The sequence below is a fragment of the Pseudomonas sp. Xaverov 83 genome (assembly GCF_019352905.1).
GTDB classification, from domain to species: Bacteria; Pseudomonadota; Gammaproteobacteria; order Pseudomonadales; family Pseudomonadaceae; genus Aquipseudomonas; species Aquipseudomonas yamanorum.
In genome coordinates this window covers 4398-13648 of record NZ_JAAAFU010000086.1, presented here as the reverse complement: position 1 = coordinate 13648, position 9251 = coordinate 4398, and the positions used below count along the sequence as shown (strand labels likewise).

The following is a 9251-nucleotide window of genomic DNA, read 5'->3' as shown; positions in this document are numbered from 1 at the left end:
AGTGGTGGGGCAAGAGCGTTTTGCTTACTTTTGCGCTCTTCAAAAGTGAGCCGCTGTAAGAGCGGAACCAATATCAGCCCCAACCCAAATAACGGATATACACCCCACCCCAGCAACAACAAAGCCTACGCCGTCTTCCCGGTATGGTTATTCAGCGAAATAACCTTGGTCTTCCCAATCCGGTGACGATAAATCTCACGCAGGTACTTGATCGCCTTCTTCACACAATCCCGCGACAGCCGAATATCGTTGATCGACACAAACTTGTCCTTGTCGTTGATCAACTCACGATACTTCTTCTCATACATAGGCTTGATGGCATACCAGTTGGTATCCAGAATCTTGGCCGGGTTCTCAAACTCATTGAGCAGCTCATCAATCCGGTCTTCATCAAAATCCTCATGGATGATGAAATCCAGAATCGAGTTATCCAGCGTGTCATCAAACCGATACGGATTCCTCGCAAAGCAGCGCTTGATAAACGCCACGATCAACGTCAAAAAGTCATCCGACAGGCATGGGCTTTTAGCGATCAAGGTCGTGAGTGACAAGTTGGCCGACGCCCCGATCACCAGCGCATACCGCTTGAGCGTCGTGTTGGGAAACAGACTGTTGAGGTGCGTCTTGAGCCGATTCAGGTCCATATAGGACAGCTTGTAATCCTTGGGCAACGACACAATCGACACCACCGACGAGCAGTTCTTGAAGAAGTGCAGGTCATGCAACGCCGCGGCGTCATACCCGGAATTCTTGTACTGCTCCAAGGAGGCCTTGTAGCGCTTGGACTCAATCGGCAACAGGCTGATGCCTTCGATCGCCTGGGTCACCTTGTTGAAATGCGGCAGGTCAATGGAGCGGAAAAACAAGTCATCGATATTCAGCCGCTGCGGCTCTTTTTCGAACACCTTGAACTTGTCACTCGAAGGCGCGGGCGTTTCCGGCACCACCGATTCGGCATAGGCAATCGCCACCGGGCCGGCCAGGCTCATAAACAGGTCGTTGGCATCCAGGCGGATGGTCTCGCCGATGTCGATCCCGGCCCGACGGAAGTAGTTCTGGTCGTAGTCGGTGGTAACCGCTTGGGCCGTCAGAATGTTGAAGATCTGTTGTGAGATGTACTGGTTGGCGTGCTTCTCCATGGCATTGACATCAATGTTCTGGATGTTGCCGTCATCGCTTTCTTCGGCATACCGCATGATGTCGTTGGAGATCAGCATCATCGCGTTCCACGGCCGGATGCGGCCTTTCACGCTGGCCTCGCTGCTGTCCTCATTGTCGAAGTTGTACGAGAAATCCCATTCTTCCGAGAGGTATTTGCACAGCAGCCGCCCGGCGTTGATGTGCAGCGCCTCGGACATTTCACTGCGGTGATCGGAGATGTTCGGCAGCACACAAATGCCGCTGGTGAAGATCGGCTCGAACACAAAGGCGTGGCCGCTTTTGCTGTCATGTTCGTCGGCGGGCTTGGTGTCGAACGTCTTGTTCATGTACGAGTGCTGCTGGGCCAGGCCGAATTCCGAGGCCATGCCCGAGCCGGTACCGCCGCCGGCGCTGAGGATCGAGAAGTACAGGCGTGACTGGTTGGCCTTAATGCCGCAGGAGTCGATCAGGTACGAGTGGATCATCTTCCAGTCGGGGCTGGAAAAGCGCTGGGTGTCTTTGTTGAGGATGATTTTGGCCAGGTACTGGCCAAGGATCGGCGCGTTACCGGCGCCACCGGCATGGACTTCCGAGAGGTCCATGATTTTCATCTTGCTGTAGTCCCGCAGGAAGCCGCTTTTCTCTCCCTTGCGCGAGAAACGGATGCGCCCGGCGATGTCCTTGTCCAGGTCGCCCAGCATCACCAGCGGCTCGACCAGGAACACCGGCTTGGTGCCTTTGTTCGATCCCAGGCGCAGGTTGTTGCGAATCCACTGGGCGGGGCGGTAGCCCTTGTCGGTGGTTTTGTCTTCGTTGCTGAATTCGTTGAGGTAGAACTTGCGGGCGTTGTACACCAGCTCTGCCACATCCAGGGCAATGTTCGAGCCGCAGCGGCCCAGGCCGATCAGGCACACCGAGGGGAATTCCTGCTCGTTGCGCAGTTCGCTGTCGACTTCCAGGTGCGGTGCGCGCGGGAACACCATGTCGCGCAGGCCGTCGAGGTTGTCGAGGATGCGGTCGGTGTTGGTCTCGGTGAAGTACAGGTACTGCTGGGTGGCCAGTGGGCGGGCGGTGCTCAATGACTTTGAGCCTGAGGGTTTTTCCGCAGGGGCTGTCAGCAACACGTCGGATACCGCGGTGGCAGAGTTATTTTTAGAAGTCATTGTGCGCCATGTGCCTGGACGGATGGCTGAAGAGGTATCAAGTGGCCATCACGGAATGAGAGATCGCGACTTTACAGTGCGTCCTGGTCCTGGGCGGGAGGGTTTAACCCTAGGGTTTTAAGGGGAAATCCTGGCCGGACTCTGATGAATCGGCCGTTCGTCGGGATTCTTTAGTGAAGTGATGGCGATTTGCCAAATTTTCGGCGTCAGCGAATTGGCCTGACGATGGAGGCGGGGCCCGTACGGCCCGAAGGCGGGTCTTTGGGGGCGGGTTCACTGCCTGTAAGGCCCAGCAGGCTGAACATGTTGTGCTGGTCGAGGCCTTTGATCACTGCGCTGATGTCACTCATCGGTACCGCAGCGCTGAGCAAGTAACCCTGAACGAAATCACAGCCGTGTTTTTGTACCACTTCCAATTGTTGCAGGGTCTCTACGCCTTCGGTCACGACTTGCAGATGCAGGGTGTGGGCCATGCCGATAATGGCCTGGACGATATCGATGTCGGTGGCGGATTTGGGAATGTCCTGGATAAACGAGCGGTCGATTTTCAAGGTATTCAGCGGCAGGCGCTTGAGGTAGGCGAGGGACGAATAGCCGGTGCCGAAGTCGTCGATGGACAGCGACACGCCCAATGCGCGGATTTGCCGCAGCAGTGCCAGGGTGCTGCTGATATTGCCCATCAGGGCGTTTTCGGTCACTTCCAGTTCCAGGCGATTGGCGGCGATCCCGCCGAAGCGCAGGGCGTTTTCGATTTCATCGGCCAGTTCGTCACGAGTCAGGTTCAAGGCCGAACAATTGACCGCCATGATCAATTCCGTATGACCCTGCTCCGACAGCAGGCTGAGGTCGTGGCAGGCCTGGCGCAGGACCCAGTGATCCAGTTCGGCAATCAGGCCATTGTTTTCAGCAATGCCAATGAACCGGTCAGGGGTCAGCAAGCCGTGTTGGGGATGTTGCCAGCGCACCAGGGCTTCGAGGCGTGTGATCCGGCCTTTTTTCAGGTCAAGAATCGGTTGATAAAACAGCACCAGCTCGTTTTTGCCCCGCAGCGCGGCGCGCAGTTCTTCCTCCAGTTGCAGTTCCAGGAAAGCCCGGGTTTTCAGGTTGGAGCTGAAGAAGTTCAGGTTGTTACGCCCGGTATCCTTGGACTGATACAACGCCAGGTCGGCGGTTTTGAGTAGCTCCTCGCTGGTTTTGCCGTCTTCGGGGAACAGGCTGATGCCGATGCTGGTGGTCATCACCATGCGCCGGCCAGCCAACTCGATGGGGTCTTTCATTTTCTGCATGATGCGTTGGGCCATGTGCCGCGCTTCATCGCGATGGTGAATGCTGATCAGGATGCAGAACTCGTCACCGCCAAACCGCGCGACCACGTCGTCGTGGCTGCGTACCGAGCTTTTGATATGGCCCGCCAGCACCGTGAGCAATTCGTCGCCGGCGTCATGGCCGAGGCTGTCGTTGATGCGCTTGAAGTGGTCGATATCCAGGAAGATCACCGCCAGCATGCCGTCGGTGGCGGTTTTTTCTGCGAGCTTTTCGGCGAAGATCTGGTTGAAGCCACGGCGGTTGAGCAGGCTGGTCAAGGCGTCGTAGTGCGCCACCTGTTGCAGCGAGGCGCGGGCCTGGTCGAGTTCGGTGAGCAGTGCATTGACCCGGCGCAGGTCGGTTTCCTTGTGTTGCAGCTTCTTGTCTGCCAGCGCAGCGCTGATGCTGCTGCCGATCACCAGCAAGGCGATGACCGCTACCAGCAGGCCCAGTTGGATGGGGTTGTTGTCCACGGGCAGCGCCGACGGAACAAGGTCCTCGGGCACCAGCAGTTGCATGGCCGCCATGCCGGTGAAGTGCATGCTGATAATGCCGGCGCCGAGCACCAGGCTGGCGGCGTACTTAAGTAATTGATGAAACATGCCGGTGCCGTTGCGCAAGTACAACGACAGCAGCAACGCCGCGAGGCTGGCGCCGATGGCGATCAACACCGAGGCCAGGAACAGCCCGGTCTCGAAATACACGCCCGCCTCGGAGCGCATGGCCGACATGCCCACGTAGTGCATCAACGCAATGCCCAGCCCCATCCACACCGATGCCAGCACATATTGGTGCAGGCGCAGCCTGGGGTGACTGAGGGTTTGCATGGCGAACAGCGACGCGATCAGGGCGATCAGCAGCGAGGCGAACGTCATGATCAATTCGTAGTGAATTGCGATAGGCGCCTGGAAGGCCAGCATGCTGATGAAGTGGGTCGACCAGATTCCGCCTGCCAGGCAGCCCGCACCTACCCAGCGCCAGTGCCGTTGAGCCTTGGGGTTGTCGACATGGCCGACCCGCTCGGCCATGTCCAGGGTGCCGAAGCCCGCTGCACAGGCCACCACGTAAGCCAGAAGCACCAGAAAGGGGTTATGACTGCAATTGAGTAATAAGTGCCCGCTGTCCGGAAGGTCGGTAAAAAAATGCAAACCAAGCCATTCCATAGCATGTCCCGTCACAGAGTTTTAGTCTGACTGCGTCTTTCAGTATAGAGAGCGTGAGCGGGTTACAAGGGCTGATGGCAGATTGCTTCTAATCATTTGGCGATGAGTTTATAAATAACTAGAACTAAATGATTAGGGATAACAGCCCGAGTCGCCCGATGGAGTGACATCAGACTTACGAATCATTACAGACAATCCCCACGGGGCTGACTAGATTGCAGGTTCCGGGCTCAGGATGCGTCTGGCATCGCGGCTCACATAACAATAAAAGAGACGGACCCATGCAGAACTCGACCCAAGCGGCGAATGCCTGGCGCATTCTGTTCCTGTTGTTCCTGGCCAACCTGTTCAACTTTTTCGACCGCACCATCCCCGCGATCATCATCGAACCGATCCGCATGGAGTGGCACCTCAGCGACTTCCAGCTCGGCATCATCGGCACTGCGTTCACCATTGTTTATGCGATTGCCGGCTTGCCCCTCGGGCGCATGGCCGATACGGGCTCGCGCAGTAAACTCATGGGCTGGGGCCTGGCGGCGTGGAGCGGCCTGACGGCGGTCAACGGTCTGGTGGGAAGCTTCTGGACGTTTTTGCTGGTGCGCATGGGCATCGGCATCGGCGAGGCCAGTTATGCACCAGCGGCCAATTCGCTGATCGGTGACCTGTTTCCGGCTCACCGCCGGGCGCGGGCCATGGGGATCTTCATGCTGGGCCTGCCCTTGGGCCTGTTGCTGGCGTTCTTTACCATTGGTGCGATGGTCAAGGCGTTCGACAGCTGGCGTGCGCCGTTCTTTATTGCCGCGGTGCCGGGGCTGATTCTTGCGGTGTTCATGTTCTACATCAAGGAGCCCAAGCGCGGCGCCGCAGAAACCGTGCAAGTCTCCCAGGAGAAAGTCGACCGGCCGATTCGCCGGGTGCTGGCGGTGCCGACATTTCTATGGCTGGTGCTGGCAGGCTTGTGCTTCAACTTCGCCACCTACGCCTGTAACTCGTTCCTGGTACCGATGCTGCAGCGCTATTTCCTGCTGCCGTTGCAGGACGCGGCAGTCGCCACCGGTGTTATCGTTGGTATTACCGGCCTGGTGGGCCTGACCCTGGGCGGCTGGATTGCCGACAAGATCCATCAACGCATCGCGAATGGCCGGTTGTTGTTCGCGGCGTGCAGCTTGATCATCTCTACCGTCACCACTGCTTGGGCGTTGCACGCCGGGCGGATCGAGATTGGTGTGTTTGTGGCGTTGTTCAGTGTGGGCTGGCTGTTTGCCTATAACTTCTACACCTGCGTGTACACGGCGATCCAGGACGTGGTCGAGCCGCGCCTGCGGGCCACGGCGATGGCGTTGTTCTTCGCCGGCTTGTATTTGCTGGGCGGTGGCATGGGGCCGATTGTGGTGGGCGGGTTGTCGGATCATTTTGCCCATTCGGCGATGTATGCGGCAGGGGCGGAGCAGATGACCGAGGCTTATAAAGCCATAGGCTTGCACGATGCCATGTACCTGATTCCGGTGGCGCTGTTTCTGACCATGCTGTTTCTGTTCCAGGCGTCCCGCAGTTTTGTGCGCGATGCCAAGCGGATGAAGGATGGGTTGGGGGTGGTGGAGGTGCCGGCTACGGCGGTTACTGCCTGAGACCGAGGTAAGGCCATCGCAGGCAAGCCAGCTCCCACAGTTGACCGAGTTGTCGCTGATGTACACGGTCATTGTGGGAGCCGGGCTTGCCCGCGATGAGGGCATCAGGGTCACCGATGAAACCCAGTGAATAAAAAAGGCCCGCATTACGCGGGCCTTTTTGTTTGGCAGGGTAGGGCGGCGAAGTTAGCCCGCGACCAACACCCGAATCGCTTCCAGTCGCAGCGCCGCCTTGTCGAGCATGGCCAGGCCTTGCTCGCGCTGTTGGCGCAGGGCAACCAGTTCGCTGTCACGCACGGTCGGGTTGACCGCTTGCAACGCGGTCAGGCGCGCCAGTTCTTCGTCGGTGTCCGCCGCCAGGCGACGTTGAGCCTCGGCCACACGCTCGGCGTGACGCGGGGCGATCTTCTCTTCGCCGGCGTTGATCCGTGGCGTCAACTGGTCGCGCTGGGCCTGGACGAACTTGTTGGCGCTGGCTCGGGGCACGCTTTCGAGCTGGTCGTTCAAGGTCAGGAATGACACGCGGCCCGACAGGTCATTGCCGTTGGCATCCAGCAGGCAACGCAGCGCAGCCGGCGGCAGGTAACGGCCCAATTGCAGCGAACGCGGGGCAACCACTTCGCTGACGTAGAGCAGTTCCAGCAACACGGTGCCCGGCTTGAGCGCCTTGTTCTTGATCAGCGCCACGGCGGTGTTGCCCATGGAACCGGACAGCACCAGGTCCATGCCGCCCTGCACCATCGGGTGTTCCCAGGTGATGAACTGCATGTCTTCGCGGGACAGCGCCTGGTTGCGATCGTAGGTGATGGTCACGCCTTCGTCGTCGCCCAGGGGGAAGCTGGCGTCGAGCATTTTTTCGCTGGGCTTGAGGATCAGCGCGTTTTCCGAATGGTCTTCGCTGTCGATGCCGAAGGCGTCGAACAGGGTTTCCATGTAGATCGGCAGGGTGAACTGGTCGTCTTGCTCGAGGATGGCTTCCACCAGCGCATCACCTTCACCGGCACCACCGGAGTTGAGCTCCAGCAAACGGTCGCGGCCGGTGTGCAGTTCGGCTTCGAGGCGCTCGCGCTCGGCACGGGCTTCGTCGATCAGCGCTTGCCACTCGCCGTCGTCGGCGTTTTCCAGCAGCGGCAGCAGGCGCGGGCCGAACTGGTGCTGCAAGGCGTTGCCCGTCGGGCAGGTGTTGAGGAACGCGTTCAGCGCTTCGTGGTACCACTGGAATAGCCGCTCTTGCGGGCTGGTTTCCAGGTACGGCACATGCAGTTCGATCACATGCTTCTGGCCGATCCGGTCCAGACGGCCGATCCGCTGTTCCAGCAGATCCGGGTGGGACGGCAGGTCGAACAGCACCAAGTGGTGGGAGAACTGGAAGTTGCGGCCTTCACTGCCGATTTCCGAGCAGATCAGCACCTGGGCGCCAAACTCTTCATCCGCAAAGTAAGCAGCGGCGCGGTCGCGCTCGAGGATGTTCATGCCCTCGTGGAACACCGTGGCCGGGATACCGGAACGCACGCGCAGGGCGTCTTCCAGGTCCATGGCGGTTTCGGCGTGGGCGCAGATCACCAGGACTTTGGTGCGCTTGAGCATTTTCAGCTGGTCGATCAGCCACTCGACGCGCGGGTCGAAACGCCACCAGCGTTGTTCTTCATCCACATCCGGCTGGGACTGGAAGCTGACTTCCGGGTACAGCTCGGCGTGTTCGCCCAGGGGCAGTTCGAGGTATTCGTCCGGGCACGGCAGCGGGTAGGCGTGCAGCTTGCGCTCCGGGAAGCCTTGTACGGCGGCGCGGGTGTTGCGGAACAGCACGCGGCCGGTGCCGTGGCGGTCCAGCAGTTCGCGTACCAAACGGGCGCTGGCTTCGGCATCGCCATCGTTGACGGCGGTCAGCAGCGCTTCACCTTCGTCGCCGAGGAAACCCTGGATGGTCTTGTGGGCGGCGGGCGAGAGGCGGCCCTTGTCTAGCAGCTCCTGGACGGCTTCGGCCACCGGGCGATAGTTTTCGCTCTCGGCGCGGAAGGCGTGCAGGTCGTGGAAACGATTCGGGTCCAGCAGGCGCAGGCGCGCGAAGTGGCTGTCCTGGCCCAATTGCTCAGGGGTTGCAGTGAGCAGCAGTACGCCGGGAATCACTTCGGCCAGTTGTTCCACCAGCGAGTATTCGGGGCTGGCTTTTTCTTCGTGCCAGACCAGGTGGTGAGCTTCGTCGACCACCAGCAGGTCCCAGCCGGCGGCGAACAACGCGTCCTGGGCTTTCTCGTCGTCCACCAGCCATTCCAGGGCCACCAGCGCAAGCTGGGTGTCTTCGAACGGGTTGGTGGCATCGCTTTCGATAAAGCGCTCTTCGTCGAACAGCGCCACCTGCAGGTTGAAGCGGCGGCGCATTTCCACCAGCCACTGGTGCTGGAGGTTTTCCGGCACCAGGATCAGCACGCGGTTGGCGCGACCGGACAGCAACTGGCGATGGATCACCAGGCCAGCTTCGATGGTCTTGCCCAGGCCCACCTCGTCCGCCAGCAGAACACGCGGCGCGATGCGGTCGGCAACTTCACGGGCGATGTGCAGCTGGTGCGCGATCGGTTGCGCACGCACGCCGCCCAGACCCCAAAGCGAGGACTGCAACTGGCGGCTGGTGTGTTCCAGGGTGTGATAGCGCAGGGAGAACCAGGGCAGCGGGTCGATCTGGCCGGCGAACAGACGGTCGCTGGCCAGACGGAACTGGATGAAGTTCGAGAGTTGGGTTTCCGGCAGGGTGACCTGCTCGTTCTGCCCATTGAGGCCGTGGTAGACCAGCAGGCCGTCGACATCGTCGACCTCTTGCACGGTCATTTTCCAGCCTTCGAAATGGGTGATGGTGT

General features: G+C 59.7%; 4 protein-coding genes. 1 reads left to right on the top strand and 3 read right to left on the bottom strand.

The window, feature by feature from the left end; all coding sequences use genetic code 11:
• Positions 1 to 125: 125 nt before the first annotated feature.
• Positions 126 to 2303, bottom strand: coding sequence for a hypothetical protein (locus K0H47_RS28450; RefSeq protein WP_219273988.1), 2178 nt, complete (start codon positions 2301 to 2303; stop codon positions 126 to 128).
• 206 nt (positions 2304 to 2509) lie between these two features.
• Positions 2510 to 4771: a bifunctional diguanylate cyclase/phosphodiesterase gene (locus tag K0H47_RS28445; RefSeq protein ID WP_063032811.1), complete on the bottom strand. Its 2262-nt coding sequence runs from the start codon at positions 4769 to 4771 to the stop codon at positions 2510 to 2512.
• A gap of 281 nt (positions 4772 to 5052) precedes the next feature.
• Here K0H47_RS28445 and K0H47_RS28440 point away from each other — a divergent pair, with 281 nt between their 5' ends.
• Positions 5053 to 6399 (top strand): MFS transporter, encoded by a 1347-nt coding sequence (locus K0H47_RS28440; protein WP_063032809.1) that lies wholly within the window; start codon positions 5053 to 5055, stop codon positions 6397 to 6399.
• 186 nt (positions 6400 to 6585) lie between these two features.
• Here the strand turns inward: K0H47_RS28440 and rapA are convergent.
• A partial coding sequence (gene rapA, locus K0H47_RS28435; RefSeq protein ID WP_219273987.1) for an RNA polymerase-associated protein RapA occupies positions 6586 to 9251 on the bottom strand: 2666 nt, incomplete at its 5' end.

What these genes read in the sequence shown, in the direction of transcription:
- K0H47_RS28450 (WP_219273988.1), bottom strand. Translation starts at nt 2,303, where the DNA reads ATGACTTCTAAAAATAACTCTGCCACCGCGGTATCCGACGTGTTGCTG.
- K0H47_RS28445 (WP_063032811.1), bottom strand. Translation starts at nt 4,771, where the DNA reads ATGGAATGGCTTGGTTTGCATTTTTTTACCGACCTTCCGGACAGCGGG.
- K0H47_RS28440 (WP_063032809.1), top strand. Translation starts at nt 5,053, where the DNA reads ATGCAGAACTCGACCCAAGCGGCGAATGCCTGGCGCATTCTGTTCCTG.